The sequence below is a fragment of the Cupriavidus ulmosensis genome, assembly GCF_977008105.1.
Window position 1 is genome coordinate 3,778,345 of sequence record NZ_CDRMWP010000001.1, and the last position, 26,627, is coordinate 3,804,971.

Annotated in this window: 22 protein-coding genes; 6 read left to right on the plus strand and 16 right to left on the minus strand. The window is 69.7% G+C overall.

What is annotated here, in order from left to right; genetic code table 11:
* Positions 1–69: 69 nt before the first annotated feature.
* From ACWTPI_RS17355 to coq7, 7 genes are all read right to left on the minus strand, one after another.
* Positions 70–1,509, minus strand: a complete 1,440-nt coding sequence (locus tag ACWTPI_RS17355) for a UDP-N-acetylmuramoyl-tripeptide--D-alanyl-D-alanine ligase (RefSeq protein ID WP_454732240.1) — start codon at positions 1,507–1,509, stop codon at positions 70–72.
* Positions 1,506–3,044 (minus strand): UDP-N-acetylmuramoyl-L-alanyl-D-glutamate--2,6-diaminopimelate ligase, encoded by a 1,539-nt coding sequence (locus ACWTPI_RS17360; RefSeq protein WP_454732495.1) that lies wholly within the window; start codon positions 3,042–3,044, stop codon positions 1,506–1,508. Before ACWTPI_RS17360 ends, ACWTPI_RS17355 begins: the two co-directional genes overlap by 4 nt.
* Positions 3,041–4,843, minus strand: coding sequence for a peptidoglycan D,D-transpeptidase FtsI family protein (locus tag ACWTPI_RS17365; protein WP_020204717.1), 1,803 nt, complete (start codon positions 4,841–4,843; stop codon positions 3,041–3,043). The genes ACWTPI_RS17360 and ACWTPI_RS17365 overlap by 4 nt, the downstream gene beginning before the upstream one ends.
* Positions 4,840–5,184, minus strand: coding sequence for a cell division protein FtsL (gene ftsL / locus ACWTPI_RS17370; RefSeq protein ID WP_020204716.1), 345 nt, complete (start codon positions 5,182–5,184; stop codon positions 4,840–4,842). The genes ACWTPI_RS17365 and ftsL overlap by 4 nt, the downstream gene beginning before the upstream one ends.
* A complete protein-coding gene (gene rsmH, locus ACWTPI_RS17375) occupies positions 5,181–6,176 on the minus strand; it encodes a 16S rRNA (cytosine(1402)-N(4))-methyltransferase RsmH (protein WP_020204715.1) in 996 nt (331 codons plus the stop codon). Before rsmH ends, ftsL begins: the two co-directional genes overlap by 4 nt.
* Before the next feature lie 7 nt (positions 6,177–6,183).
* Entirely contained in the window at positions 6,184–6,612 is a 429-nt protein-coding gene (gene mraZ / locus ACWTPI_RS17380) for a division/cell wall cluster transcriptional repressor MraZ (protein ID WP_029043959.1), read from the minus strand.
* A 436-nt stretch (positions 6,613–7,048) separates the two neighbouring features.
* Positions 7,049–7,672: a 2-polyprenyl-3-methyl-6-methoxy-1,4-benzoquinone monooxygenase gene (coq7, locus tag ACWTPI_RS17385; protein ID WP_059413469.1), complete on the minus strand. Its 624-nt coding sequence runs from the start codon at positions 7,670–7,672 to the stop codon at positions 7,049–7,051.
* A gap of 349 nt (positions 7,673–8,021) precedes the next feature.
* Between coq7 and ACWTPI_RS17390 the strand changes: the two genes are divergently transcribed.
* The 4 genes from ACWTPI_RS17390 to ACWTPI_RS17405 all read left to right on the plus strand — a co-directional run bounded on the left by ACWTPI_RS17390 (position 8,022) and on the right by ACWTPI_RS17405 (position 11,342).
* On the plus strand, positions 8,022–9,110 hold the full coding sequence (locus ACWTPI_RS17390) for a porin (RefSeq protein ID WP_029043957.1): 1,089 nt from the start codon (positions 8,022–8,024) through the stop codon (positions 9,108–9,110).
* 165 nt (positions 9,111–9,275) lie between these two features.
* Positions 9,276–10,292 (plus strand): Bug family tripartite tricarboxylate transporter substrate binding protein, encoded by a 1,017-nt coding sequence (locus ACWTPI_RS17395; protein ID WP_020204711.1) that lies wholly within the window; start codon positions 9,276–9,278, stop codon positions 10,290–10,292.
* 73 nt (positions 10,293–10,365) lie between these two features.
* Positions 10,366–10,884 (plus strand): MarR family winged helix-turn-helix transcriptional regulator, encoded by a 519-nt coding sequence (locus ACWTPI_RS17400; protein WP_454732241.1) that lies wholly within the window; start codon positions 10,366–10,368, stop codon positions 10,882–10,884.
* Complete coding sequence (locus ACWTPI_RS17405; protein WP_454732242.1) at positions 10,881–11,342, plus strand: hypothetical protein; 462 nt, start codon at positions 10,881–10,883, stop codon at positions 11,340–11,342. Before ACWTPI_RS17400 ends, ACWTPI_RS17405 begins: the two co-directional genes overlap by 4 nt.
* Before the next feature lie 269 nt (positions 11,343–11,611).
* Here the strand turns inward: ACWTPI_RS17405 and ACWTPI_RS17410 are convergent, their stop codons facing one another.
* Both ACWTPI_RS17410 and ACWTPI_RS17415 read right to left on the minus strand, forming a co-directional pair.
* Complete coding sequence (locus ACWTPI_RS17410) at positions 11,612–13,294, minus strand: long-chain fatty acid--CoA ligase (protein WP_029043955.1); 1,683 nt, start codon at positions 13,292–13,294, stop codon at positions 11,612–11,614.
* Positions 13,295–13,453: 159 nt separating this feature from the next.
* Positions 13,454–14,116: a TetR/AcrR family transcriptional regulator gene (locus tag ACWTPI_RS17415; RefSeq protein ID WP_454732243.1), complete on the minus strand. Its 663-nt coding sequence runs from the start codon at positions 14,114–14,116 to the stop codon at positions 13,454–13,456.
* A gap of 417 nt (positions 14,117–14,533) precedes the next feature.
* Here ACWTPI_RS17415 and ACWTPI_RS17420 point away from each other — a divergent pair, with 417 nt between their 5' ends.
* The gene (locus ACWTPI_RS17420; RefSeq protein ID WP_454732496.1) at positions 14,534–15,811 is read left to right on the plus strand and encodes a branched-chain amino acid ABC transporter substrate-binding protein; all 1,278 of its coding nucleotides are present in this window, start codon (positions 14,534–14,536) and stop codon (positions 15,809–15,811) included.
* A gap of 35 nt (positions 15,812–15,846) precedes the next feature.
* Here ACWTPI_RS17420 and ACWTPI_RS17425 read toward each other — a convergent pair whose 3' ends face one another.
* Positions 15,847–17,100, minus strand: a complete 1,254-nt coding sequence (locus ACWTPI_RS17425; RefSeq protein WP_454732244.1) for an aminopeptidase — start codon at positions 17,098–17,100, stop codon at positions 15,847–15,849.
* On the minus strand, positions 17,097–19,220 hold the full coding sequence (locus ACWTPI_RS17430; protein WP_454732245.1) for a molybdopterin-containing oxidoreductase family protein: 2,124 nt from the start codon (positions 19,218–19,220) through the stop codon (positions 17,097–17,099). Before ACWTPI_RS17430 ends, ACWTPI_RS17425 begins: the two co-directional genes overlap by 4 nt.
* Before the next feature lie 341 nt (positions 19,221–19,561).
* On the opposite strand from ACWTPI_RS17430, the gene ACWTPI_RS17435 reads away from it, so the two are divergent.
* Positions 19,562–20,743: an ABC transporter substrate-binding protein gene (locus ACWTPI_RS17435; protein WP_020204703.1), complete on the plus strand. Its 1,182-nt coding sequence runs from the start codon at positions 19,562–19,564 to the stop codon at positions 20,741–20,743.
* 45 nt (positions 20,744–20,788) lie between these two features.
* Here ACWTPI_RS17435 and ACWTPI_RS17440 read toward each other — a convergent pair whose 3' ends face one another.
* The 5 genes from ACWTPI_RS17440 to ACWTPI_RS17460 form a co-directional block, all read right to left on the minus strand.
* Entirely contained in the window at positions 20,789–21,853 is a 1,065-nt protein-coding gene (locus ACWTPI_RS17440) for an ABC transporter ATP-binding protein (RefSeq protein WP_454732246.1), read from the minus strand.
* On the minus strand, positions 21,850–22,848 hold the full coding sequence (locus ACWTPI_RS17445) for an ABC transporter ATP-binding protein (protein WP_020204701.1): 999 nt from the start codon (positions 22,846–22,848) through the stop codon (positions 21,850–21,852). Before ACWTPI_RS17445 ends, ACWTPI_RS17440 begins: the two co-directional genes overlap by 4 nt.
* A gap of 21 nt (positions 22,849–22,869) precedes the next feature.
* On the minus strand, positions 22,870–23,790 hold the full coding sequence (locus ACWTPI_RS17450) for an ABC transporter permease (protein ID WP_059413461.1): 921 nt from the start codon (positions 23,788–23,790) through the stop codon (positions 22,870–22,872).
* Positions 23,791–23,793: 3 nt separating this feature from the next.
* Positions 23,794–24,771, minus strand: a complete 978-nt coding sequence (locus ACWTPI_RS17455; RefSeq protein WP_020204699.1) for an ABC transporter permease — start codon at positions 24,769–24,771, stop codon at positions 23,794–23,796.
* Between the two features lie 207 nt (positions 24,772–24,978).
* Complete coding sequence (locus ACWTPI_RS17460) at positions 24,979–26,565, minus strand: ABC transporter substrate-binding protein (RefSeq protein ID WP_454732247.1); 1,587 nt, start codon at positions 26,563–26,565, stop codon at positions 24,979–24,981.
* Positions 26,566–26,627: the final 62 nt, after the last annotated feature.

A 26,627-nucleotide genomic window follows, 5' to 3' on the forward strand; every position in this document is an offset into this window, starting at 1 on the left:
GCGATTACCTGATCGGGCGTTGCCGGCCACCGGCCGCATCCTTCATGCCCCTCATGCCTGTCACGCCCCTCACGCTTTCGGCGCGGACGTGTCTGCGACCAGCGCATCCACCATCCGTTCCATGCGCATGAAGCGCGATCCCTTCACCAGCACCGCGCCCGCGCGGGCCACGATGCCGTCCTCGTCCCGCGCCAGCGCGCCGGCCAGCGCCTCGGCGCTGTCGAAATGGCGCGCCTGCCCGCCGCCCTGCGCGCCGAACGCGCGCACCGCGTCGGTCATGGCCGCGCCGGTGCCCCACAGGGCCTCGATGCCGCGCGCGGCGGCGTAGGCGCCGATCTCCGCGTGGAAGGCCGGGCCCTGGTCGCCCACTTCGCCCATGTCGCCCAGCACCAGCAGGCGCGGCGCGGCAAACCCGGCGAGCACGTCGATGGCGGCGCGCACCGAGTCCGGATTGGCGTTGTAGGTGTCGTCGATCACCAGCGTGCCGGCGGCGGCGTGCTTGACCTGCAGGCGCCCCTTGACCGCGGCGAACCCGGCCAGCCCGGCGCGGATGGCCTCGTGGCCGACGCCGGCCGCCAGCGCGCAGGCCGCCGCCGCCAGCGCGTTGCGCACGTTGTGCGTGCCCAGCACCGACAGGCGCACCTCGAAGGCGCCGCCGGGCGCCGTGACCCGCATCACCTGCACGCCGTCGGCGAGATGCACGTCGGCGCGCACGTCGGCGCCGGCAGCCAGGCCGAACGACAGCACGCGGCGCTGGCCGGCGGCCTCGCGCCAGATGCCGGCATGCGCGCCGCCGCCCTCGGCGTCGAGCGGGAACACCGCCACGCCGTCGGCGGGCAGCGCCGCGATGGCCGCCGCGTGTTCGCGCGCCACCGCCTCCACGCTCACCATGAATTCCTGGTGCTCGCGCTGGGCGTTGGTGACGACGGCGACCGTCGGCTGGGCGATGCCGGCCAGGTAAATGGTCTCGCCCGGGTGGTTCATGCCGAGCTCGAGCACGGCCAGCCGGTGCGCGGCGTCCAGGCGCAGCACCGTCAGCGGCAGGCCGATGTCGTTGTTCAGGTTGCCGCCGGTGGCCAGGCGGGCGCCCTCCCCTACCGCCGCGGCGAAGATCGCGGCGATCATTTCCTTGACCGTGGTCTTGCCGTTGCTGCCGGTCACGGCCACCACCGGCAGGCTGAAGCGGCGGCGCCAGCCGGCGGCCAGTTCGCCCAGCGCCAGGCGCGTGTCGGGCACCACGATGGCGGGCAGGCCGAGCGCGGCGTCGGGCGCGCGCGCCACCAGCACCGCGGCGGCGCCGCGCGCGGCCACGTCGGCGAGGAAATCGTGGGCGTCGAAGCGCTCGCCCTTGAGCGCGACGAACAGGTCGCCGGGCTGCACGGCGCGGCTGTCGGTCAGCACGCGCGCAAAGCCCAGGGCGGCCGCATCGGCGGCGGCGGGCATGGAAAGGCGCGCGCCGGCGATCCAGCCGGCGGCTTGCTGCAGATTGGTCATCATGTTCCGGTTCATGCGGCCACCCCGCGCGTGCCCAGCGTCAGCCGGACGTGTTCGCGATCGGAGAACGGCCGCTTGCGGCCCTGCACTTCCTGGGTGGCCTCGTGGCCCTTGCCGGCCACCAGCACCACGTCCGCCGCGGCGGCGTGCTTGATGGCGTAGAGGATGGCGGCGGCGCGGTCCTCGATCAGGTGGGCGCGGCCACGCTCGTCCATGCCGTCGGCGATGGCGTCGAGGATGTCGAGCGGATCTTCGCTGCGCGGGTTGTCGCTGGTCAGCACGACTTCGTCGGCCAGGCGCTCGGCCACCGCGCCCATCAGCGGGCGCTTGGTCGGGTCGCGGTCGCCGCCGCAGCCGAACACGCACCACAGGCGGCCGTTGCGGGCCTGCGCCACCGGGCGCAGCGCGGCCAGGGTCTTGTCCAGCGCGTCGGGCGTGTGGGCGTAGTCGACCACCGCCAGCGGGCCGTCCTGGCCGCCGCCGAACAGTTCCATGCGGCCGTCGACCGGCCTGAGCGCGCGCAGCGCGTCGACGGCGGCGTCCCAGGCGATGCCGTTGGCCAGCGCCGCGCCGAGCACGGCGAGCAGGTTGCTGACGTTGAAGCCGCCGATCATCGGCGTGGCGACGTCGGCGCTGCCGAAGCTGCCGTCCACGCGGAAGGCGGTGCCGGCGGCGGTGGCGCGCACGCCGCTGGCGCGCAGCCACTGGCCGCCCTTGCGGGTGGCCGCGGCCGGGCCGTCGAGGCCGTATTCGATGACCTGCGCGGCGGCCAGCTTGCCGGCCAGCAGGCGGGCGCCCATGCCGTCGTCGCGGTTGACCACCGCGGCGCGCAGGCCGGGCCACTGGAACAGCAGCGCCTTGGCCGCCTCGTACTCGGCCATCGTGCCGTGGTAGTCGAGGTGGTCCTGGGTCAGGTTGGTCAGCACCGCCACGTCGAAATGCGTGCCGGCCACGCGGCCCTGCTCCAGGCCGTGCGAGGACACTTCCATCGCGACCGCGCGGGCGCCGGCGTCGTGCAGCGCGGCCAGGCTGTCCTGCAGCTGCACCGCGTCGGGCGTGGTGAAGCCGGTGGCGGCCAGCGCGCCGGGAAAGCCGGTGCCGAGCGTGCCGATGGTGGCGCAGGGCTTGCCCGCGGCCTGCAGCAGCCGCGCCAGCCATTGCGCGCACGAGGTCTTGCCGTTGGTGCCGGTGATGCCGGTCACGGCCAGGCCGCGCGCGTCGTTGCCGTACCAGCCGGCCGCGATCGGGCCGGCCAGCTGGTGCAGGCCGGCGATGCCGAGATGCGGCACCGCCTCGCCGTGCGGCCAGGCGAAGCCGTCCGCTTCATAAAGGATGGCGCTGACGCCGCGCGCGATGGCCTGGGCGATGTGCGGGCGCGCGTCGGTCGACAGGCGCTGGTTGCCCAGCACGTAGGCGAAAAACACGTCGCCCTGGGTCAGGCGGCGCGTGTCGCCGGTGAGGCGGGCGCCGGCGGGCGCGCGCTGGCGCAGCCAGGCCAGCGCGTCGGCGGCCTGGGCGGCGATTTCGAGGGGCAGCAGCTGGCGGCTCATTGGGATGCGCTCCACGGCTCGCTTTCCTGCACCTTGTCGCTGACCACCAGCTGGCGGATCGGCGAATCGGGCTGCACGTTGAGCGCGCGCAGCGTGCCGCCGGTGATGGCGGCAAAGGCCGGGCCCGCCGCCGCGCCGCCGTAGTGGCTGCCGGAAGTGGGCTCGTCCACGCTGACCGCCACGATGACGCGCGGGTTGGACATCGGCGCCAGGCCGATGAACGAGGCGCGGTACTTGCTGCGGTCGTAGCCGCGGCCGACGTGCTTGTACGCGGTGCCGGTCTTGCCGCCGACGCGGTAGCCCATCACCTGGGCTTCGGGCGCGGTGCCGCCGGGCGCCGTCACGGTTTCCAGCATGCCGCGCACCTGGCGCGCCACTTCGGGCGACAGCACGCGCTCGCCGCTGACCGGGCCGTCGCGGCGGAACATGGTGACGGGAATCAGCTCGCCGTCGTGGGCGAAGATGGTGTAGGCATGCGCGATCTGGAACAGCGACACCGACAGGCCGTAGCCATACGACATGGTGGCCTGCTCGATCGGGCGCCAGCTCTTGTACGGGCGCACGCGGCCGGCGACCGCGCCGGGGAAGCCGAGCTTGGGCGCCTGGCCCAGGCCCACGCTGGTGAACATGTCCCACATCTCCTGCGGCTTGAGCAGCATCGAGATCTTGGTAGTGCCGATGTTGCTGGACTTCTGGATGATGCCGGCCACGGTCAGCGCCCCGTAGTTGTGGGTGTCGCTGATGGTGGCGCCTTCGTAGGTGAACTTGCCGGTGGTGGCGAACACCGTCGACGGCGTGACCCGCTTGAGCTGCAGCGCCAGGCCGATGGTGATCGGCTTCATCATCGAGCCGGGCTCGAAGGTGTCGGTCAGCACGCGGTTGCGCAGCTGCTCGCCCGACAGGCGGGTGCGGTCGTTGGGGTTGTAGGTCGGCCAGTTGGCCAGCGCCAGCACCTCGCCGGTCTGGGCGTCCAGCACCACCGCGCTGGCGGCCTTGGCCTTGCTGCGCTCGACGATGGCCTTGACCTCGTTGAAGGCCAGGTACTGGATCTTGGCGTCGATGGAAAGCTGCTGGTCCTCGCCGTCGCGCGGCGTCTTGAGGATGCCGACGTCCTCCACCACGCGGCCGAGGCGGTCCTTGATGACCTGACGCGCGCCGGACCTGCCGGCCAGCACCGGCTCGCGCGCGAGCTCCATGCCTTCCTGGCCGCGGTCTTCGACGTTGGTGAAGCCGACGATGTGCGCCATCGCCTCGCCTTCGGGGTAGAAGCGCTTGTATTCGCGGGTCTGGTGGATGCCCTCGATCTTGAGCGCGGCGATCTTGTCCGCGGCGTCGGGCAGCACCTGGCGCTTCAGGTAGACGAAGCTCTTGTCTTCCGTAAACTTGCGGCGCAGCTCCTTGTCGCTCATGTCGAGCAGCTTGCCGAGCTGGCGGATCTTGTCCGCGTCGATCTGATCGGGCACGTCCTCGGGCACCGCCCAGATGGCCTTGACCGGCAGGCTGGTGGCCAGCACCAGGCCGTTGCGGTCCAGGATCTTGCCGCGCGTGGCCGGCAGGTCGAGCGTGCGCTGGAAGCGCTTCTTGCCCTCGGCCTCGTAGAACTGGTTGCCGGGGCCCTGGATCCACAGCGCGCGCCCGGCCAGCGCCACGAAGGCGGAGAACATCATGAACACCACCAGCTTGGAGCGCCACATCGGCAGGCGCAGGCCCAGCACCGGGCTGGCCGCGAACTGGCCGGTGCGCGGGCGCGAGGGGCTGCCGCGCTGCTGGCCGCGCTGCGAGGGATGGGCGATGGTCATGGCTTGCTCCCCGCGGGCGCCGAGGCCGCCGCCGCAGCGGAAGCCGCAGTCGCCACGGTAGCCGGCGGAGTGTCGAGCACCACGCCGGCCAGGTATTGGGTACGGCCGGGAATGACCGGCGTCATCTTGAGCTGGGTGCGGGCCGCGTCGGCGATGCGCGCGCTCTTGCCGAGCGCGCTCTGCTGGTACTGCAGGCGCGACCAGTCGATGTCCAACTGCTTTTCTTCCGCCTGGGCACGCTCGAGGGCGACGAACAGCGTGCGCGCCTGGTGCTGCGCGCTCACCAGGGAGAGCGCGCAGAAGATCAGCGCGGCAAGCAGGAAGAAAGTCAGGCGGTTCATGCGTGGCCAGCCTGTGCCGGCGCGCGCGCCGGCAGTTTCTCGGCCACCCGCATCACGGCCGAGCGCGCGCGCGGGTTGGCGGCCACTTCGTCGGCGCCCGGCTTGACGCGGCCGAGCAGCTTGAGCGTCGGCTGCGGCAACTGGTCGGCGCGCAGCGGCGCGCGGCGCAGGGCCGGGTCGGCATCCTGCTGCGGACGGGCGTGCGCCTGCATGAACCGCTTGACGATGCGGTCCTCGAGCGAATGAAAGCTGATCACCACCAGCCGCCCTCCTGCCTGCAGCAGATCGTATGCCGCGCTCAGTCCTCTTTCGAGGTCCGCAAGCTCTTGATTGACGTGAATCCGTAGAGCCTGAAAGGTGCGGGTCGCAGGGTCCTGGCCCTTCTCGCGAGTCTTGACGGCTTTCGCCACGAGTGCGGCAAGCTCGGCCGTAGTGGCGAGTGGCCCGCCAAGGCCGGGTTCGCTCCGGCGAGCAACAACCGCCTTTGCAATCTGTACAGCAAACCGTTCTTCCCCATAGTCCCGTATCACCCTCGCGATGTCTTGCTCTTCCGCCTGCGCCAGCCACTCGGCGGCGGTGACGCCGCGCGTGGTGTCCATGCGCATGTCCAGCGGGCCCTCGAAGCGGAAGGAGAACCCCCGCTGCGCATCGTCGATCTGGGGCGAGCTGATGCCCAGGTCGAGCAGTATTCCGGCCACCGGGCCGCGGGCCGCCAGACGGCCGGCCATGTCGGCGAAGCTGGTGTGCTCAATGGAGAAGCGGGCATCCTCGATGGTGCCCGCCTCTGCGATTGCTGCCGGATCCTTGTCGAAGGCCACCAGTGCCCCGGCCGGCCCCAGCCGGGCCAATATGGCCCGGCTGTGCCCCCCTCTGCCGAAGGTGCCGTCCACATAGACGCCATCGGGCCGCCAGACGAGCGCTTCGACAGCCTCGTCCAGCAACACGGTGCGATGGCGCAGGGCGGTGGTCCCCGGCGTTTGAGTTGAGCTCATGACCTCGTCAGAAAGAGAAGTTCTTCAATGCTTCCGGCATGCCCTGCGCCATTGCCTGCTGTTCCTTGGCGGCGTAGGTCGCGGCATCCCAGACTTCGAAATGGCTGCCCATGCCGAGCAGCATGACTTCCTTGTCGAGCTGCGCGGCGCTGCGCAGCTCGGGCGCGATCAGCACGCGGCCCGCGCCGTCCATGTCGACGTCCGCCGCGTTGCCGAGGAAGATGCGCTTCCACCAGTGCGCGTCCATTGGCAAAGCGGCGATGCGGGCCCGGAAGCTTTCCCATTCGGGCCGCGGAAACAGCAGCAGGCAGCCATCCGGGTGCTTTGTCAGCGTTACCCGGCCCTCGGCCTGCTGTTGCAGCGCTTCACGGTGCCGCGCCGGAATCGACATCCGGCCCTTGGCATCCAGTGACAGCGCCGATGCGCCCTGAAACAAGCTCGCTCCCGATCCGTGTCCGCCCGCTCTGCCGTCGGTTGGCACGGTAAACCCAGTAAAGCCGACGTTGGGGGATGATCCCACAGCCAGCCCGCTTTTTCACACAAAAATACACTTCCTCACACTATTTCCCACTTTAGAGGAAGCGATTTGGCGGGTCAAGGCTCGCCGCGGGGCAACAAACCGGGTTTTTTTAATCAGAACAATGACTTAGCGCGCACTCTTCACGCACCGAAAAAGTGAATCCCTAATGAAATGAAGATCTTATGGAGGAAAGCAGAGAAACCACCTGAGAACGACCGGGGAAGGAACTGCCTGCCGCACGAAAATCCGTCTCGCGAGACCGATGGAAGGATACAACGTTTTGTTGTCTACCCCGCCCGCGCGGGGACCCGCGCCGGCCCGGCGGCCGGGCCTCTCGAATCCCTCGGATCCCTTAGATCCGATAGGCAGCCGTGGTCATGACGCGCGACGCGGCCCGCATCATCGCGCGCACCGGCGCCGGCAGCGGGATGCCGCCGGCCTCGCGGGCGGTGGCGCCGTGGCGCACCTCGTCGTCGCGCATCTGCTCCAGGATCGCGCGCGAGCGCTGGTCCGCGGCGGGGAGCTGTTCGAGATGGCCGTTGAGATGCTGCTCGACCTGGCTCTCGGTCTCGGACACGAAGCCGAGGCTGACGCGGTCGCCGGCGCGGCCGGCGGCCCAGCCGATGGCGAACGCGCCCGCGTACCAGAGCGGGTTGAGCAGGCTGGTGCGCGAACCAAGCTCGCGCAGGCGCTCGGCGCACCAGCCCAGGTGGTCTTCTTCCTCGCGCGCGGCCTGGTCCATCTGCGCGCGCACCTGCGGCGTGTGCGCGGTGAGCTTCTGCGCCTGGTAGAGGGCCTGCGCGCAGACCTCGCCGACATGGTTGATGCGCATCAGCCCGGCCACGTGGTGGCGTTCCCGCTCGTCGAGGCGGCCGTCGTCCGGCGCCAGCGCCGCGGCCGGATTGGCCCGCTCGGCCCGCGTCACGCCCGCGATCGCGCGCAGGGCCACATCGAATTCTCGAATCAAGGTATCCATCAATGCTTGCACTCGTGATTGCCCGCGCGCGCGCTCCGCGGCGCGGCCGGCAAGGAAACGGGACCTGCGCGGACCCGCGCGGATCCGGCCTCGGGATTTCCCGCATTGTACCGTGCCCGCCGTGGCGGCCTTGCCGCGGCGGCGCCAGCGCTCGCCTTGCCTGCCGCGCTTCCGATACTCCAAAACCCTGAGTTGTGAAAAGCTGACAAGGGCAGCACCCCGGATTGTGAAACGGAGGCGGTTTGTTACAGTGGTTGGCAACTTCTGACGAAGTTGGGTAAGCGGGCGATGGAGACTCAGGAGGTTTCCCCGCTGACCACCAATAATTCTTACATGGAGATCATCGAGCATGAAAAAATCGCTTCTTGCGTTGGCGGCGCTTGGCCTTTTCGCCGGTGCTGCGCAAGCCCAGTCCAGCGTGACGCTGTATGGCGTCGTCGACATGAACGTCGAATACGTCAGCCATCTCGGCCCCACCGGCGACAACGCATACCGCCTGACGTCAGGCGGCCTGTCCGGCTCGCGCTGGGGTCTGCGCGGCGTCGAAGACCTGGGCAGCGGCCTGAAGGGGTTGTTCGTGCTCGAAAACGGTTTTGGCCTCGATGACGGCAAGGCGCAGCAGGGCAGCCGCCTGTTCGGCCGCCAGGCTTACGTGGGCCTGGAAAGCGCCCAGGTCGGCCGCTTCACCTTCGGCCGCCAGTACACCACGCTGTTCGACCTGCTCGCCAATTTCTCGCCCAGCGGCTACGCGACCCAGTACGAGCCGGTGGTGGCCCAGCTCGGCCTGAACTTCCGCTCGGACAACACCGCCAAGTACACCGGCGTGTTCGGCCCGGTGACGGCGATCGCGCACTGGTCGTTCGGCAACGGCGTGTCCGGCGGCGGCGAAGCCCCCGGCCAGTTCCGCCGCGACACCGGCTACGGCGCGGGCGTGTCCTATTTCGCCGGCCCGGTCGGCGCGACCATCGCCTACGACCAGTACAACCCGAGCGTGATGGCCGGCACCACCTTCGCCGGCACCGGCACGGTCAAGAAGGCCGCCGTCGCCGCCAGCTACGCCTGGGGCCCGGCCAAGCTCATGGGCGGCTACCGCTGGGGCCAGAGCAAGGCGCAGAACGGCACGACGGTGCTGCGCGACGACTACTACTGGATCGGCGCCAACTACCAGGTCACCGCGGCACTGGGCCTGACGCTGCAATATAACTACGACAACGTGAAGAACCAGGGCGGCGTCAATGTCCCGAATCCGTGGGAAATCTCGTTCATCGCCGACTACAACCTGTCCAAGCGCACCGACCTCTACCTGACCACCGCGTTCTCGAAGTACGCGGGGGTGAACCTCGACACCTCGGCCATCGCTTTCGCCAACGGCTACCCGCTGGGCCCGGGCAAGACGACCATGCTCGGCGTGGGCCTCGGCATCCGCCACAAGTTCTGAGCGCGTCCGCGCGACCTGGCAACGGCACCTTCGGGTGCCTTTTTGCCGTTGGCGGGGCCGGCGGCCTAGGGCATCACCTCATCGGCACCTCCGGCGGCGAGCCCTAGAATGCAGCAAACCCGCAGCCGCAACCGTGCGGCGCGGCCAGACCAGCCAGGAGACACCATGCACCGCCACCGCCGCCGCGCGACCCTCATGCTGCTTGCCAGCGCAGCCAGCGCCTGCCTCGGCCTGCTTGCCGGCGCCGCGCCGGCGCTGGCCGCCGATCCCTACCCGAACAAGCCGATCCGCCTGGTGGTGCCGTTCCCGGCCGGCGGCACCACCGACATCCTGGCGCGCGCGGTGGCGGCGGAGCTGTCCAAGCTGCCGGGCTGGAACGTGGTGGTGGACAACCGGCCCGGCGCCGGCGGCAACATCGGCGCCGACATGGTCGCCAAGTCGGCGCCCGACGGCTATACGCTGCTGATGGGCACGGTGGGCACGCACGGCATCAACCAGTCTCTGTACGGCAAGCTGCCGTTCGACCCGATCAAGGATTTCGCGCCGATCACCGAGGTGGCGTCGGTGCCCAACGTGCTGGTGGTCAACCCCGCCTTCGCGCAGCAGAACCGCATCAACAGCGTGCCGGACCTGATCGCCTACGCGCGCGCCAATCCCGGCAAGCTCAACATGGCATCGAGCGGCAACGGCACCTCGATCCACCTCGCCGGCGAACTGTTCAAGACGCAGACGCATACCTTCATGGTGCATTTTCCGTACAAGGGCAGCGGCCCGGCGCTGACCGACCTTGCCGGCGGCACCATGCAGCTCATGTTCGACAACCTGCCGTCCTCGATGGCGCTGATCAAGGCCGGCAAGCTCAAGGCGCTGGCCGTGACCAGCGCCAGGCCCTCGCCCGCGCTGCCGGGCGTGCCCACGGTGGCCGAGGCCGGCAAGCTGCCGGGCTTCGAGGCCAGCTCCTGGTTCGGGCTGCTGGCGCCGGCCGGCACGCCGCACGAGATCGTCGCGCGCATCCAGCAGGAAGTCACGCGCTCGCTGGCCACGCCGGCCGTGCGCGAGAAACTGCAGGCCCAGGGCGCCGAACCGGTCGGCAACACGCCGGAACAGTTCGTCGTGTTCATCCGCGCCGAACACACCAAGTGGGCCAAGGTCGTCAAGGACTCGGGCGCCAAGGTGGACTGAGCACCCGCCGATCCCCGCGCCGCCCGGCGCGGGAGGGCATATACTTGAGGCATCAAACAACCTGCCTGCCGCGATGCCCACCACGACTGCCGCCGAGATCCCCGTCAAGGCCGGCGCCGACGAACCGCCGGTCGATCTCGAAACCCGCGCCGACGATGCCAGCCACGACGGCCTGCGCCTGTGGCTGCGCCTGCTGACCTGCACCAACCTGGTGGAAGCCGACATCCGCTCGCGGCTGCGGCAGGAATTCGCCTGCACGCTGCCGCGCTTCGACCTGATGGCGCAGCTGGACCGCCACCCCGAGGGCCTCAAGATGGGCGAGCTGTCGCGCCGCATGATGGTCACTGGCGGCAACGTCACCGGCATCACCGACCAGCTCCAGGAAGAAGGCCTGGTATCGCGCGAGGCGCTGCCGAGCGACCGCCGCGCCTACCTGATCCGCCTCACGCCGGCCGGGCGCACGGCGTTCTCGAAGATGGCGCGCGCGCACGAAGACTGGATCGAGCAATTGTTCGGCGGCCTGCCGCAGACCGACCGCCGCGCGCTGTTCCGCCTGCTGGGCCGGCTCAAGAGCGGGCTGGCCAGCACATGAACGCAACACCCCACGCGCGCCCGCTGCGGCTGGCCGCCTGCCTGGCGCCGCTGCTGCTGGCGGCCGCCTGCCAGAGCGGCCCGCCGCAGCCGAAGGTCACGCCGCTCGACTACACCGTCAGGCTCGGCCACATCAGCGAGAAGACCGCGGCCGGCGCCGTGGACGCGCCCGGCACCGGCGCCTTCGGCTCCGCCGTGGGCGTGGGCGCGGCCGGCGGCAACGGCTGGGGCGGCGGCGGCATGAGCATGGGTTTCGCCGTGAACCTGAACCAGTTGCTCAACCCGCAGCCGCGGCCGCAGATCGAGCTCTACCAGTACAAGGTGACGGCGCTGGACGGCAGCCCGCTCGCCACCGTCAGCGGCCCGGCGGCGCCGGGACTCGACGCCGGCGCCTGCGTGCGCATGATCTATCCCGACGACGGGACGGCGCCGCGCATCGTGCCGTCGGCCGAATGCTGAACTGACGATGGCGTCGGCGACGACCCGATGAAAACGGCCTCCCTGGCGGGAGGCCGATGCGTTGCCGACGGGGCCGGCTTTGCCGCTTCTTGGTCGCTCCTCTCCCGCATGCGGGAGAGGCGGGGGAAAGGGCCGGCGGCTCCACGAAGTGAGGGCCTGCGCCGTTCGCGCGCACCTGCCCTCTCCCCCCGGCCCCTCTCCCATTTCATGGGAGAGGGGAGCAAACCTTCGGGCTATGGAAGTCCTGTCGGCAATCCAGCTGCCGCGGCCTATGCCGCCTTGCGGCTGTCGCGCAGTTCGCGGCGCAGGATCTTGCCCACGTTGGTCTTGGGCAGCTCGCCGCGGAATTCGATGTACTTGGGCCGCTTGTAGCCGGTCAGGCGCTCCTTGCAGAAGGCGATCAGCTCGGCCTCGGTCAGCGCCGGGTCGCGCTTGACCACGAACAGCTTGACCACCTCGCCCGAGTGCTCGTCGGGCACGCCCACGGCGGCGACCTCCAGCACGCCCGGGCATTCGGCGACCACGCCCTCGATTTCGTTGGGGTACACGTTGAAGCCGGACACCAGGATCATGTCCTTCTTGCGGTCGACGATCTTGGTGTAGCCGCGCGCGTCCATCACGCCGATGTCGCCGGTCTTGAAGAAGCCGTCCGGCGTCATGACCTTGGCGGTCTCGTCGGGGCGGTTCCAGTAGCCGGCCATCACCTGCGGGCCGCGGATGCAGATCTCGCCGGGCTGGCCGAGCGGCACGTCGCGGCCGTCGTCGTCGCGGATGGCGATCTCGGTCGACGGCAGCGGCAGGCCGATGGTGCCGGAGAAGGCATCGGTGTCGGTCGGGTTGCAGGTGGCCGAAGGCGAGGTCTCCGACAGGCCATAGCCCTCGATGATCGGGCAGCCGGTCTTCTCCAGCCACTTCTTGGCGACCGCCTCCTGCACCGCCATGCCGCCGCCGTTGGCCACGCGCAGGCCGGAGAAATCGACCTTGCCGATGTCCGGGCTGTTGATCAGCGCGTTGTAGAGCGTGTTGACCGCCGGGAACGTGTTGAACCTGTACTTCTGCAGCTCCTTGATGAAGCCGGGAATGTCGCGCGGATTGGGGATCAGCACGCCCAGGCCGCCGCCGCGCATGCCCAGCAGGCAGCACACCGTGAGCGCGAAGATGTGATAGAGCGGCAGCGCGGTGATGGTGATCAACTGTTCCATCGGCGCGCCCTTGGCCAGCGCCGGCTGCATCCACGCCTCGGACTGCAGCACGTTGGCGACGATGTTCCGGTGCAGCAGCACGGCGCCCTTCGACACGCCCGTGGTGCCGCCCGTGTACTGCAGGAAGGCGATGTCGTCCGGGCCGGTATTGGCCGGCTTCAGTTCCAGCCGGCTGCCTTCCTGCAGCACGGTGTTGAAGCGCACGCAGTTGGGCAGCTCCCACGCCGGCACCATCTTCTTGACGTTGCGCACCACGAAATTGACGATGGCGCCCTTCAGGCCGCCCAGCAGGTCGCCCATGCTGGCCACCACCACGTGCTTGACCGGCGTGACCGGCAGCACCTGCTGCAGCGTGGTGGCGAAGTTCTCCAGGATGACGATGGCCTCGGCGCCGCTGTCCTTGAGCTGGTGCTCGAGCTCGCGCGGGGTGTAGAGCGGATTGACGTTGACCACCACGTAGCCGGCGCGCAGCACCGCGGCCAGCACCACCGGGTACTGCAGCACGTTCGGCATCATGATGGCCACGCGCGCGCCGGGCTTGAGGCCGCGCGTCTGCAGCCAGGCCGCGAACTGCCGCGAAAGCCGGTCGAGTTCGCCGTAGGTGATGGCCTTGTCCATGCAGACGAAGGCGCGGCGGTCGGCGTAGGTGCGGAAGGATTCCTCAAGCAGGGCGGCCAGCGAACGGTACTGGCTGCCGTCGATCTCGGCGGGCACGCCCGCCGGGTAGTGCTTAAGCCATAGTCTTTCCATGCACCGTCTCCTGATTTTCTGAATGGTCGTTCGATTTTCGACAGATGCTAAACGCGACACCCTGTTAAGACAACACGTTAGATGAAGTCCTCTGGGCAAACTCCGTGGTTTGACGTGAAGTCTAGCGCACAGTTCAGGCGGCCCGCGGGAATTCCCTAGTCAGGCTTCCACCGGCAGCACCATCTTCATCATGTTGGTCGCCAGTTCCTCGGCCAGCGCGCGCGGCGGCAGGCGGCCCGGCTCGTGCCAGGTGTACATGAAACCGACCACGCTGCCGATCGCGTGCGCGGTCACGCGCGCGTCGCCGTAGCGGAACACGCCGGCGCGCCGGCCTTCCTCGAGCAGCGCGTAGAGATCGCGGTAGAACGCGCGCGCCATGCTGCCCAGCCATGCCACGGTCTCGGGCCGCAGGTACTGGTTGTCGCGGAAGCTCAGCGTGGCCGGCACGTAGCAGTCGATGCAGCGGCGCGCCATTTCCAGCAGGCAGGCATGCAGGCGCTCGCGCACCGGCAGCGCCGGGTCCGCGGTCTCGCGGATGACCGGCAGGCAGGTCTGCGCCGACTCGCGGCACAGGATGTCGAAGATCTCGTACTTGTCGGTGAAGTAATAGTAGACCGCGGGCTTGGTCACGCCCAGCGCCCGGCACAGGTCGTTCATGGTCATGCCGGGATAGCCCTTGGTGTAGAACAACTGCGCGGCGGTATCGAGGATCTGGCGGCGGCGCGCCTCCTGGCGCTCGGCGATGTGCGAACGCGCGCGCGCGGCGTCGGGAGCGACCTCCGGAACCACCTCGGCGGGAACGGTTTTCTGTGCAGTCGGCATGATGCGATTCTCGCATGCAGCGGGGGCGGGACGGGCGGGCAAAGGCACTGCGCTTGACCTGACCCGGCATTGTCCATAGCATCATACCCAATGGTATATGAACGTACCAAAGAGTAGATTTCCCCGGACACGTACGGGAGCGAATCCGCTCTTCCCGCGCCCGGACGCAGGGCTTCCACGGCCACGGGAAACCGGAGCGCATGCGGGCGCCGGAGTTGCGCGCCGCCTGCGGGGGCGGCATGATCACCGCGCTGGTCCGCATCGAAGGGCGGGCCTTCGGCCGCATCGCCGGCGCCCCGCGCCACCCGGGCGACCCCGGCGCGCCGCCGCATCGACACCTGCGGGACACGCGGGACCAGCCGGAAAACCGACGCAAGGGGGTTAGCAATGCTTGGACAGTGGATGCGCCCGGCCGGCATGGCCGGACGGCTGGCGACGATGGCGGTGGCGGCGGCACTCACGCTGGCCGCGGCGCTGTCGCTGCCGGCCCGCGCGCAGGACGCGCCGCCGGCGGCCGGGCCGATCAGGGTCGCGTTCATCGACCAGCTTTCCGGGCCGCTGGCCAACGTCGGCGAGATCTTCCTGGCCAACCTGAAGTTCGCGCTCGACGACGCCAACGCCCAGGGCGGCGTGCTGGGGCGCAAGTACGAGCTGCTCAGCTATGACAACAAGCTCTCGCCGCAGGCCAGCCTGACCGCGCTGCAGGGCGCCATCGACGCCGGCGTGCGCATCGTGTTCACGGGCGCCTCCGGCTCGCCGGTGGTGAGCGCGCTGGTCGAGGCAGTCAACCGCCACAACGAGCGCAACCCGGGCCAGCGCATCCTGGTCGTCAACTACGCCTCGCTCGACCCGGACCTGACCGGCATGCGCTGCAGCTTCTGGCTGTTCTCCACCGAGGCCAACGCGGCCATGAAGATGCGCGCGCTGGCCGAGTTCGCGCGCGGCGACCGCGGCATGCGCAAGGTCTTCCTGCTGAACCAGGACTACACCCAGGGGCGCGTGTGGGCGGCGCTGGGCCGGCAGATGATCGCCAACGCGCGGCCCGACGTGGAGTTCGTCGGCGAGGCGCTGCATCCGCTGGCCCGGGTCAAGGACTTCGCGCCCTACGTCGGCATGATCAAGGCCAGCGGCGCCGATACCGTGGTCACGGGCAACTGGGGCCAGGACCTGAGCCTGCTGGTCAAGGCCGCCGGCGACACCGGCTATGCGCTGAACTACCTGAACAACAGCGGCGGCGGCGCGCCCGGCACGGTGGCGGCCGTGGCGCAGGCCAGGAACGCGCGCCTGACCTGGGTCGCCGAGTACATGCCCAACGGCGACGACGCGGCGCTCAACGCGCTCGCCGCGCGCGTGCGGCAGACCCCGGCCGGCGAGTATTTCGCGCCGCGCGTGCTGATCGCCGTGCAGATGCTCGGCGAGGCCATGCGCCGCGCGCAGTCCGACGAGGCGGCCAGCGTCGCGCTGGCGCTCGAAGGCATGCAGTACCGCTCCGCCGTCGGCGAGGTGCTGATGCGCAAGGGCGACCACCAGCTGCTGATGCCGCAGGTGGTGTCGACCATCGCGCCGGTGGACGGCAAGACGGTCAAGGTCGGCGTGGAAGGCACGCAGTACGGTTTCCGCTTCGACGGCATGACGCCGGCGCGGGACCTGAACCTGCCGTCGCTGTGCCGGATGAAGCGGCCCGCGGGCGCCTGATGCGCCCGATGCGCGCACGTGCCTGACGTGCCGGATCAGGGCCGGGCGGCAGGCGCCGGCGCGCTCGTTATGGCTGAAGTGGCCGAAGTGGCCGGCGCCGCCGGCGCATTCTGCGCGGTAGGCATGTCCGGCGCGCCGCTGGCGCGCGCCGCACCCGGCACGGCCCCGCCCGCCGCGCCGCCGCCGCCCTCGCCTGCCTGGATCGGTTCGCCCCTGGTGGCCGGCGGCGCCAGCTCGCGCAGGCGCGCGTCGCGCTCGGCGCGCGGCAGGTCGCCGATGCGCCTGGCGGCCGCATAGAAGGCGGTCCAGTCGCCGCCGTTGCGCGCCAGCAGCGCGGTGAAGGCCGGCACCCATTGCTGGTAGGTCGCCACCGCGGCCAGTTGCGCGTTGGTCAGCGGCTTCTCGAACCAGCGGTCGTAGCCGCTGTAGCCGCCCCACTCCACCTTGAGCCGCGCGTATTGCGCGCGCAGCCCGGCGAAGATCGCGGCCTTGCCGGCGCGCTTGGCGTCGTCCGGCAGCGCCGAGCGGTAGAGCGCGTCGAGGCGGTCGCGCGTCTCGAGCAGCATGGCGCGGAACTGCTGGCGGCGCAGGTCGTACTGGCGGTAGCTGGCGCGCGCCTCGGGCGACGCCGCCAGCGCCAGCCAGCGCTCCACGCCGGCGGTCTCCACCGCGGTGGCGAAGGACTCGTTGAAGGTGGTGTCGTTGCGCACGTACACCACCTGGTGCGCCAGCTCGTGGAAGATCAGCCGGGCCAGCTCGCCCTCGGGCTGGTAGACGAAGGTGTTAAGCAGCGGGTCGTCGAAATAGCCCAGCGTGGAATAGGCCGGGATGCCGGCCACATAGGGTTCGAGCCCGTCCTTGCGCAGGCCTTCGGCGTAGCGGTCGGCGTCGGCCTGGTCGTAGTAGCCGCGGTAGCTGATGCAGCCCACCACCAGGAAGCACCACTTGTGCAGCTCCATCGACAGCTCGGGCGTGGCGAACACGCTCCACACCACGTAGGGCCGGTGCAGGTTGGCGTAGCGCCGGTAGCTGCCGTTGTCGGGCAGCTTGAGCTCCTTCGAGGCGAAGTCGCGGATGGTGCCGGCCAGCGCCAGGCGCTGCGCCAGCCGCGTGTCCTTGGCCTCCCGCGCGGCGGCGATGGCGTCCGGCAGCGGCCGGGATTCGGCCATCAGGCCGAGGTGGCCGCCGATCGACTGGGCGTAGTAGCCGACCGTGTCGCAGCCGGCCAGCATGGCGGCCAGCCCCGGCAAGGCCAGGGCCAGCAGCACGCGGGCCGGCCAGCGGCTCATGACGCGGCCGGCTCCGGCGTGGCCGCGGCCGCGGCCGGCGCGGCTTCCACCTGCACCAGGCAGTCGTAGAACACCGGCGCGCGGCCCAGGTCGGTCAGGCGCTGGCTGGTCAGCTCGTTGGCGTTCTTGCCGTCGGGCGCGAGCTTCTTCCACCAGATCGACAGCCCCACCACCAGCCCGCGCCGGGCGCGGTCGGTCACGCGCGCGCGCGCCAGCAGGCTGCCGCGGTCGTTGAAGGCGCGCACCATGCCGCCGTTGGCGATGCCGCGCGCGGCGGCGTCTTCCGGGTGGATGTCGAGGTGCGGCTCGCCTTCGGTGGCGCGCAGGCTGTCGACGTTGACGAAGGAGCTGTTGAGGAAGTTGCGCGCCGGCGGCGAGATCATCGCCAGCGGGTAGCGCGCGGCGAGCTCCGGCGCGGTGGCCGGCGTCTCGTAGGGCGCCACGTAGCCGGGCAGCGGATCGAGGCCGTCGCGGCGCATGGCCTCGGAGTAGAACTCGCACTTGCCCGAGGCCGTGGCGAAGCCGCCCTCGGCCAGCGGCGCGGCCGGCAGGTTGAGCTTCTGCCAGCCCTTTTCCTTGAGCGACGCCCAGCTGATGCCGGCCGCGCGCGGGTCGGCCGCGACGATGGCCTGGGCGGCGATGTCCTCGTCGCTGTCGGCGAAGCACGGCTCGGTGAAGCCCATGCGCCGCGCCAGCCGGCGGAAAATCTCGGTGTTGGGCAGCGCCTCGCCGAGCGGGGCGATGGCCTGGTTGTTGGCCAGGAAGTAGGTGTGGCCGTAGGCCTTGTGCACGTCGACGTGCTCGAGCTGGGTGGTGGCCGGCAGCAGGATGTCGGCGTAGTCGGCGGTGTCGGTGCGGAAGTGATCCAGCACCACGGTAAACAGGTCTTCGCGGCCAAAGCCGGCGGCGACCTTGCTCGAATCGGGCGCGACCGCCACCGGGTTGCTGTTGTAGACCACCAGCGCCTCGATCTTCGGGCCGCCGGCGCCGTTGCCGGCGTCGAGCAGGGCGTCGCCGATGGTGCTCATGTTGACCGTGCGCGGCAGCGCCGGCAACGTGGGCAGCAGGTCCGGGCGCTGCAGCCGCTGCGTGTCGACCGGGAAGAAACCGGAGGTGGACAGTTGCAGGCCGCCCGCGGCATGGCGCCAGGCGCCCACCAGCGACGGCAGGCAGGCCACCGCGCGCACCGCCTGGCCGCCGCCGTGGGCGCGCTGCATGCCGTAGTTGAGGCGGATCGCCACCGGCTGGCGCTCGCGCACGGCGAGGTTGCCGTACAGCCCGGCCAGCCATTCGATGTCGGCCGCGTCGATGCCGCACAGCGCGGCCGCGCGCGCCGGCGTGAAGGCCTGCGCGCGCTCGCGCAGCGCCTCGAAGCCCAGTGTGTGGCTGGCGATGTACTCGTGGTCGAGCAGGTCGTCGCGCATCAGCACGTGCATGATGGCCAGCGCCAGCGCGCCGTCGGTGCCGGGCATCGGCGCGATGTGGCGGTGGCACTTCTCGGCGGTCAGCGAGCGGTACGGGTCGATCGCCACCAGCGTGGCGCCGCGCCGCTTGGCTTCCTGCACGCGCGTCCAGAAATGCAGGTTGGAGGCGATCGGGTTGCCGCCCCAGATGATGATGAGACGGGCGTCGGGCACGTGCTCGATGTCCATGCCGAGGCTGGCGCCGTAGGTGTAGCGCAGCGCGGTGGCGCCGGCGCTGGCGCAGATGGTGCGGTCCAGCAGCGAGGCGCCGAGCTTGTGGAAGAAGCGCGCCGCCATGCTTTCGCCCTGCACCAGCCCCATCGTGCCGGCATAGCTGTAGGGCACGATCGCCTGGGCGTCGCGCGCGGCGATGGCGGACAGGCGCGCGGCCACGGTGTCGAGCGCCTCGTCCCAGGAAACCGGTTCGAACCGGCCTTCGCCCTTGGCGCCCACGCGCTTCATCGGCGTGAGCAGGCGGTCGCGGTGGTAGGTGCGGTCCGGGTAGCGCGAGACCTTGGTGCACAGCACGCCCTGGGTGCCGGGATGGTCGGGGTCGCCGGCCACCTTGACGGCGCGCCCGTCCTCGACGGTGACGAGCAAGGCGCAGGTGTCGGGACAATCGTGCGGACAGGCGGCACGGACGATGCGGGAAGCCATGAAATCTCCTGGCGAGCGAGTGGGGGCGGCGGCGCTGCCATTGCCGGGGAGCCGGGCGGCCGGGCGGTCACACCGCGCCGCGGGCCTGGCCGTGCCGCTCCGGCCGGCCGCCAGCCGATGCCTGGCACGCGGGCCGGGCCTCGCGGGTTGCCTCGCGTGTTGTACGCCGGCGTCGTCCCGGCGGGCGCCGCTGGGAGAAATTATCAGGCTCCGATTGTATTCGATTATGATAGCCCGGCGCTGCGCCGGGGAACCATGCCACGGCGGGCGGCACGGCAGCGCCGGCGCAGACCGGCAGGCATCCACGGGTAAGAAAAACAGACCGTTTTCGCGGGGGAACCATGCAAGTGCATTCTGGGGTCAGGGGCCGGCGCATCGCCAGCCTGCTGGTGGCATGCGCCATCGGCTCGTTCATTGCCAATGCCGGCGCGCAGGGCAGCGCGCAGCCCGGCGTCAGCGCGGACAGCATCGTGCTGGGCCAGTCGGCGGCGCTCACCGGGCCCACCGCGGTGCTCGGCAAGCAGATGAACGCCGGCGCGCAGCTCTATTTCGATTTCATCAACCAGCAAGGCGGCGTGTACGGCCGCAAGATCGAGCTCAAGGCGCTCGACGACTACTACGAGCCGGAGGCCGCGGCCAAGAACACCCGCGCGCTGATCGACGACGCCCACGTCTTCGCGCTGTTCGGCTACGTCGGCACCGCCACCAGCGAGGCCTCGCTGCCGCTGGCGACGCAGGCGCGGGTGCCGTTCTTCGCGCCGTTCACGGGCGCGCAGTCGCTGCGCCAGCCGTTCAACCGCTACGCCTTCCACGTGCGCGCCGGCTACAACGAGGAAACCGCCGCGATCCTGCGCCAGATCCAGACCACCGGCCTCAAGCGCGTGGCCGTGGTCTACAACGACGACGCCTACGGCAAGGCCGGGCTGGACGGCCTCGAGCGCGCGCTCAAGGCGGCGCCGGACAGCGGCGTGCAGATCGTCGCGCGCGAGGGCGTGGTGCGCAACACCGCGGAAATCGGCGACGCCATGCAGGGCGCGATGAAGGCCACGCCGGACGCGGTGGTCATGATCAGCGCGTACCGGACCGCTGGCGCCTTCGTCAAGGAAGCGCTGCGGCGCGGCTACAACGGCCAGTTCTACAACGTGTCCTTCGTCGGCACGCAGGCGCTGGCCAAGGAAGTGGGTCCCAAGGGCAGCGGCGTGATCATCTCGCAGGTCATGCCGCATCCGGGCAACGCCACGCTGCCGGTGGTGCGCGAATACCTGCGCCTGCTGCAGGCGGCCGGCAAGCACAACGACTTCGACTACGCCAGCATCGAGGGCTTCATCGCCGCCAAGGCCTTCGTCGAGGGCCTGCGCCGCGCCGGCAAGGACCTCACGCGCGACAAGCTGATCGCCGCGCTGGAAACCATGAAGAACTACGACCTGGGCGGCTACATCATCAACTTCGGCCCGGACAGCCACATCGGCTCGAAATTCGTCGAGATGACCATCATCAACTCGCGCGGGCAGGTGATTCGCTAGGACTGCAGACACGACAGACGGCGGCCCGCGCGGCGGGCCGCCGGGTCACGCCATGTCGTTCAGATGGCAGGCCGAGAACCGCTGCGGCGCGATTTCCCTGAGCAGCGGCTGCGCCTCGCGGCAGCGCGGCATCGCGTGCGGGCAGCGCGGATGGAAGTGGCAGCCGGACGGCGGATGCAGCGGCGAGGGAATCTCGCCCTTGATCGCCACGAAGGTCTTCTTGCCGACCTCGAGCTTGGGCGCCTCGGCCAGCAGCGCCTGGGTGTAGGGATGGTTGGGGCTGGCGAACACGTCCTCGGCCGGCGCCGACTCCACCACCCGCCCCAGGTACATGATCACCACGCGGTCGCTGATGTGCTTGACCACGCCGAGGTCATGGCTGATGAACAGGTAGGTCAGGCCGAGGTCCTCGCGCAGGCGCATGAACAGGTTCAGCACCTGGGCCTGGATCGACACGTCGAGCGCGGCGACCGATTCGTCGCACACCAGGAATTCCGGCTTGACCGCCAGCGCCCGCGCGATGCCGATGCGGGCGCGCTGCCCGCCCGAGAACTGGTGCGGGAAGCGGCGCAGCACGGTGGGATCCATGCCCACGCGCACCAGCATGTCTTCCACATAGCGCTTCTGCTCGCCGCGCGGCACCATGCCGTGCACCACCGGCGCCTCGCCGACGATGTCCATCACGCGCAGGCGCGGGTTGAGCGAAGCGTAGGGGTCCTGGAAGATCATCTGGATCGCCAGTTGCTTCTCGCGCTTCTTTTCGGGCGGCAGGCGGTCCAGGTCCACGCCCTTCCAGCGGCGCGCGCCTTCGGTCAGCGAATGCAGCCCGACCGCCATGCGGCCCAGCGTGGACTTGCCGCAGCCGGACTCGCCGACCAGCCCGACCACCTCGCCGGTGCGGATGGACAGGTCGACGCGGTCGACCGCGTGCACGACTTCCTCGCGCGCGCCGGCCCCGAACACGTTGGCGATGCGGGCGGCGGCGTCGAGCGACTTGACGAAGCGCTTGGAGACGCCTTCGAGCTGGAGGATCGGCGCGCCGGGCGTGGGCTCGGCGGCGGCTTCCGGCATGCGCGAGGCGAGGGCGGGATCGATCACGGCTGCGCTCATGCGGCCTCCTGCTGGGACAGAACCGGATGGAAGCAGCGCAGGCGGCGCCCGTCGGCCGCGGTGTCGAGCGGGGGCGGCGTCTTGCACACGTCGGTGGCGTAGGCGCAGCGCTCGCGGAAGGCGCAGCCCGCGGGCAGGTTCAGCAGCGACGGCGTCATGCCGGGAATCTGCCGCAGCGGCGCGCCGCGCGGATTGCGCGACGGCGCCGAGCCGATCAGGCCGTGGGTGTAGGGATGCTCGGGCCGCTCCAGCACCTGGCGCACGTCGCCGGCCTCGACGATCTTGCCGGCGTACATCACGCACACCGTGTCGGCCAGCCCGGCGACCACCGACAGGTCGTGCGTGATCCAGATCAGCGCGGTGCCGGACTCGCGGCACAGCTTCTGCATCTCGTAGAGGATCTGGCCCTGGATGGTCACGTCCAGCGCGGTGGTGGGCTCGTCGGCGATGATCAGGTCGGGCTTGTTGAGCAGCGCGATGGCGATCGCCACGCGCTGGCGCATGCCGCCCGAGAACTGGTGCGGATAGGCCCGCAGGCGCTCGTCCGGCGAGGGAATGCCGACGCGCGCCAGCGCGTTGCGCGAGCGCTCGCGCGCCACCGCCTTGTCGACCTTCTCGTGCGCCAGCACCGCCTCGATCATCTGCGTGTCGATGCGCAGGACCGGGTTGAGCGTCATCATCGGGTCCTGGAAGATCATGGCGATGCGGTTGCCGCGCACGTCGCGCTGCTGCGCGGGCGTGAGGCGGCGCAGGTCGCGCGTGACGCCGTCGCGGCTGGTCAGCTCGATGCGGCCGTCCACGACCTTGCCGGGCGGGTCGATCAGGCCCATGATCGAATAGCCGGTCATCGACTTGCCCGAGCCGGACTCGCCCACCAGCCCCATGATCTCGCCGCGGTTGACCGAGAACGAGACGTCGTCGACGGCGCGCGCCACGCCGGCGCGCGTGAAGAACTGGGTCTTGAGGCCTTCCACCACCAGGGTAGGTTTGCTCATGTTCGCTCCTGTCGTGCTGCGTTACTGCGTCTGCAGGCGCGGATTGAGGACGTCGCGCAGCTGGTCGGCGACCAGATTCATGGCCACGATGGTGACCACCAGCGCGATGCCGGGGAAGAAGCTGATCCAGTACTTGCCCGACAGCATGTACTGCTGGCCGTTGGCGATCAGCGAGCCCAGCGACGGCTCGGTGATGGGCACGCCCAGGCCGAGGAAGGACAGCGTGGCCTCCAGCGTGATGGCCGAGGCCACCTGCAGCGCCGCGATCACGATCAGCGGCGGCAGGCAGTTGGGCAGCAGGTGGCGGAACATGATCCGGCCCGGCGGCAGGCCCAGGCAGGTGGCGGCCTCGATGTATTCCTTGCGGCGCTCGACCAGCGCGGCGCTGCGCGTGGTGCGCGCGTAGTAGGCCCACTGCACCGCCACCAGCGCGATCACGATGTTGCCGATGCCGGGGCGCAGGAAGGCCAGCAGGATCAGCGCCAGCAGGATCGGCGGGAACGACAGCTGCAGGTCGGCCACGCGCATGATGATCGCCTCGACGCGGCCGCCGAGGAAACCGGCGATCAGCCCCAGCGTGGCGCCCAGCAGCAGCGCGATCACGGTGCTGACCACGCCCACGCCGATGCTGATGCGCAGGCCGTACATGACCGCCGAGAGGATGTCGCGGCCCTGCTCGTCCGAGCCAAGCAGGAAGGTCATGCCGGCGGCGGACTGCTCGCCGGGCGGCAGCCGCGCGTCGAGCACGTCGAGCGTGGCCAGGTCGTACGGGTTCTGCGGCGACAGCCACGGCGCGAACAGCGCGATCAGCACGATGATGACCAGCAGCACCAGCCCGGTGACGGCGATCTTGCTGGAGAAGAACTGGCTGGCGAAGCGCCGCAGCGGGGTCTGCTCGGCGCGCGGCGCCGGCGCCGCGGTGGTTTCGGTTGCGGTTGTCATGGCTCAGCCCTTGTTGTCGGCGATGCGCACGCGCGGATCGAGCACGCTGTAGATGATGTCCACGAACAGGTTGATCAGGATGAACAGCGTCACGATCACCATCAGGTAGGCGACGATGACGGGCCGGTCCAGCAGCTGGATCGAGTCGATGATCAGCTTGCCCATGCCGGGCCAGGCGAAGATGGATTCGGTCACGATGGCGAACGCGATGATCGAGCCGAACTGCAGCGCGATCACGGTGACGATCGGGATCATGATGTTCTTGAGCACGTGCACGCCGACGATGCGGGTGTTGGACAGCCCCTTGGCGCGCGCGAACTTGACGTAGTCCTGCAGCATGGCTTCCTGCGTGCCGGCGCGCGTGAGGCGGATCACCATCGCGATGTTGAGCAGCGACAGCGTCACCGCGGGCAGCAGCAGGTGGCGCAGCCCGTCCACGGTGAGGAAGCTGACCGGCACGCCGAGCAGCGGCACGGTCTCGCCGCGGCCGTTGGACGGCAGCCAGCCGAGCTGCACCGCGAACACCATGATCAGCATCAGCCCGACCCAGAAGGTGGGCAGCGAGAAGCCGAGGATCGACACGCCCATGATGGTCTTGCCCGCCACGCCGTTCGGGCGCAGGCCGGCCCACAGGCCGAGCGGGATGCCGAGCAGCACCGCCAGCAGGATCGCGCAGATGGCCAGCTCCATCGTGGCCGGCATGCGCTCGAAGATCAGCTTGAGCGCCGGCGTGCCGTGCGCGAACGAGATGCCCAGGTCGCCGTGCAGCGCGTTGCGCAGGAAGATCCAGTATTGTTCCCAGAGCGGCTTGTCGAGCCCGAGCGCGGCGATGGTGCGCTTGATGTCTTCCTGGTCGGCCTGCGGATTGATCAGGATGTCGACCGGGTTGCCGATGGCGAAGACGCCGAGAAAAACGAGCAGCGACATGACGAAGAGCACGACCACGCTCTGCATCAGGCGCCGGATGATGAAGACCAGCATGTTCGGAAGCTTTCCTTCGCCGGTGGCCGCCGCGGCGCCGGTCGGGCGCCGCGCGGCTGCACCGGCAGTCGGCTTGTGGCTAGGCCCGGCTACCGTCCGGGGGTGATTCTGCGGCAGGCGCCCGCCCAGACCGCGGGCGCCTGCCGGCAAAAGCCGACATTGTCATGCAGCAAGGGCGCGCCCTCGTGGCCGCGCCCCGCCGTCACTTCACTGCGGCCGGAAATTGTGCGCGTAGGTCCGTTCGTCGGTACGCGGCACGTAGGTGATGCCCTTCTGCGTGGCCCAGGTCGTCACCTGTTGATGGATCGGGATGATACCGCCATCGTTGATGGCGATCGCGGTGGCTTCCTGCAGCAGCTTGGAGCGCTCGCCGTCGTCCACGGTGGACAGGGCCTTTTCCAGCACCACGTCCATCTTCGGATTGCAGTATTCGCCCCAGTTCACGGTGCCGAAGCCCTTCTTGGCATCCTCGCACGCCAGCAGCGCGCGCAGCGGCGAGCTCACCTCGCCGGTCTGCGCGCCCCAGCCCAGCAGGCCGAACGAGAACTCGTGCTTGATGCCCTTGGCCGAGTAGGTCGCCATCGGCATGCCTTCGACCTTGGTGGCGATGCCGATGCGGGTCAGGTTCTGCGCGATGGTCTGGGCGATCTTCTCGTCGTTGACGTAGCGGTTGTTGGGCGTGTGCAGCGTGATGCCGAAGCCGTTCGGGTAGCCGGCCTCGGCCAGCAGCTTCCTGGCGCCGTCGGGGTCGTACTTGACCGTCTTCAGGTTGGGGTTGTAGCCGAACAGCGTGGGCGGCACCAGGTTGTTGGTCGGCTCGGACAGGCCCTCCATCAGGCGGTCCTTGATGCCCTGGCGGTTGATGGCCATGCTGATGGCGGTGCGCACGCGCGTGTCCTTGAGCGGATTCTTGTCCATCGGCGCGCCGTCCTTGGTGGTGACGAACGGCGACTTGTCGTGCTTGTCATCCGTGTACAGGTAGATCACGCGGTGCGAGATCTTGGAGAAGAAGTTCAGCTTGGGATCCTTGCGCACCTGCGGCAGGTCCGGCGTGGGCACGTTCTCGATGGCCTGCACGTCGCCCGACAGCAGCGCCGCCATGCGCGTGGCGGGGTTCGGGATGAAGCGCAGCGTGACCTTGTCCCAGGCCGGCTTCGGGCCCCAGTAGTCGGGGTTCCTGACCAGCTCGACCCGGTCGTCGCGCGCGTAGCTGACGAACCTGAACGGGCCGGTGCCGACCATGCCCTTGCCTTGCGCGAAGTCGTCCGAGGTCAGGCCCTGGGTGGCCTTCTTCTGCACGACGAAGATCGACGTGAGGTCGTTCAGCATCAGCGGATACGGCGCGTTGGTGGTGAGCTGGATGGTGTACTTGTCGATCACCTTCTTGTTGATGATCGCCTTGGTGTAGACGTCGAACTTGCCGGGGCTGTTCTGGATGGTGGACGGGCGGTCGAGCGACCAGACGATGTCGTCGGTGGTCAGCTCCGAGCCGTCGTGGAACTTCACGCCCTTGCGGATCTTGAATTCCCAGGTCAGGTTGTTGACCAGCTTCCAGGACTCGGCCAGGCCCGGGATGATCTTGCTGTCCGCGTCCATCTTCACCAGGCACTCGAAGACGTGCTCGGAGACGTTGATGTTGGAGAACAGGTTGTAGAAGTGCGGATCCATCGAGGTCGGCGGCGAGCTCATGGCCAGCTTGAAATCGACTGCCTGGGCCTGTCCGGCAAGGCCGAAGCTCATGGCTGCGGTCACTACCACGGCACCAAATGCCTTCTTGCATGTGCGAAGGGACATCGCGCGACTCTCCAGGAAAGTAATGTAGCAAACGACAGTTGGGACAGCGCGGCGCATCGTCC

Coding starts and splice junctions, on each gene's coding strand:
- ACWTPI_RS17355 (WP_454732240.1), bottom strand. CDS start 1,509: ATGAACCGGAACATGATGACCAATCTGCAGCAAGCCGCCGGCTGGATC.
- ACWTPI_RS17360 (WP_454732495.1), bottom strand. CDS start 3,044: ATGAGCCGCCAGCTGCTGCCCCTCGAAATCGCCGCCCAGGCCGCCGAC.
- ACWTPI_RS17365 (WP_020204717.1), bottom strand. CDS start 4,843: ATGACCATCGCCCATCCCTCGCAGCGCGGCCAGCAGCGCGGCAGCCCC.
- ftsL (WP_020204716.1), bottom strand. CDS start 5,184: ATGAACCGCCTGACTTTCTTCCTGCTTGCCGCGCTGATCTTCTGCGCG.
- rsmH (WP_020204715.1), bottom strand. CDS start 6,176: ATGAGCTCAACTCAAACGCCGGGGACCACCGCCCTGCGCCATCGCACC.
- coq7 (WP_059413469.1), bottom strand. CDS start 7,672: ATGGATACCTTGATTCGAGAATTCGATGTGGCCCTGCGCGCGATCGCG.
- ACWTPI_RS17390 (WP_029043957.1), top strand. CDS start 8,022: ATGAAAAAATCGCTTCTTGCGTTGGCGGCGCTTGGCCTTTTCGCCGGT.
- ACWTPI_RS17395 (WP_020204711.1), top strand. CDS start 9,276: ATGCACCGCCACCGCCGCCGCGCGACCCTCATGCTGCTTGCCAGCGCA.
- ACWTPI_RS17400 (WP_454732241.1), top strand. CDS start 10,366: ATGCCCACCACGACTGCCGCCGAGATCCCCGTCAAGGCCGGCGCCGAC.
- ACWTPI_RS17405 (WP_454732242.1), top strand. CDS start 10,881: ATGAACGCAACACCCCACGCGCGCCCGCTGCGGCTGGCCGCCTGCCTG.
- ACWTPI_RS17410 (WP_029043955.1), bottom strand. CDS start 13,294: ATGGAAAGACTATGGCTTAAGCACTACCCGGCGGGCGTGCCCGCCGAG.
- ACWTPI_RS17415 (WP_454732243.1), bottom strand. CDS start 14,116: ATGCCGACTGCACAGAAAACCGTTCCCGCCGAGGTGGTTCCGGAGGTC.
- ACWTPI_RS17420 (WP_454732496.1), top strand. CDS start 14,534: ATGGCCGGACGGCTGGCGACGATGGCGGTGGCGGCGGCACTCACGCTG.
- ACWTPI_RS17425 (WP_454732244.1), bottom strand. CDS start 17,100: ATGAGCCGCTGGCCGGCCCGCGTGCTGCTGGCCCTGGCCTTGCCGGGG.
- ACWTPI_RS17430 (WP_454732245.1), bottom strand. CDS start 19,220: ATGGCTTCCCGCATCGTCCGTGCCGCCTGTCCGCACGATTGTCCCGAC.
- ACWTPI_RS17435 (WP_020204703.1), top strand. CDS start 19,562: ATGCAAGTGCATTCTGGGGTCAGGGGCCGGCGCATCGCCAGCCTGCTG.
- ACWTPI_RS17440 (WP_454732246.1), bottom strand. CDS start 21,853: ATGAGCGCAGCCGTGATCGATCCCGCCCTCGCCTCGCGCATGCCGGAA.
- ACWTPI_RS17445 (WP_020204701.1), bottom strand. CDS start 22,848: ATGAGCAAACCTACCCTGGTGGTGGAAGGCCTCAAGACCCAGTTCTTC.
- ACWTPI_RS17450 (WP_059413461.1), bottom strand. CDS start 23,790: ATGACAACCGCAACCGAAACCACCGCGGCGCCGGCGCCGCGCGCCGAG.
- ACWTPI_RS17455 (WP_020204699.1), bottom strand. CDS start 24,771: ATGCTGGTCTTCATCATCCGGCGCCTGATGCAGAGCGTGGTCGTGCTC.
- ACWTPI_RS17460 (WP_454732247.1), bottom strand. CDS start 26,565: ATGTCCCTTCGCACATGCAAGAAGGCATTTGGTGCCGTGGTAGTGACC.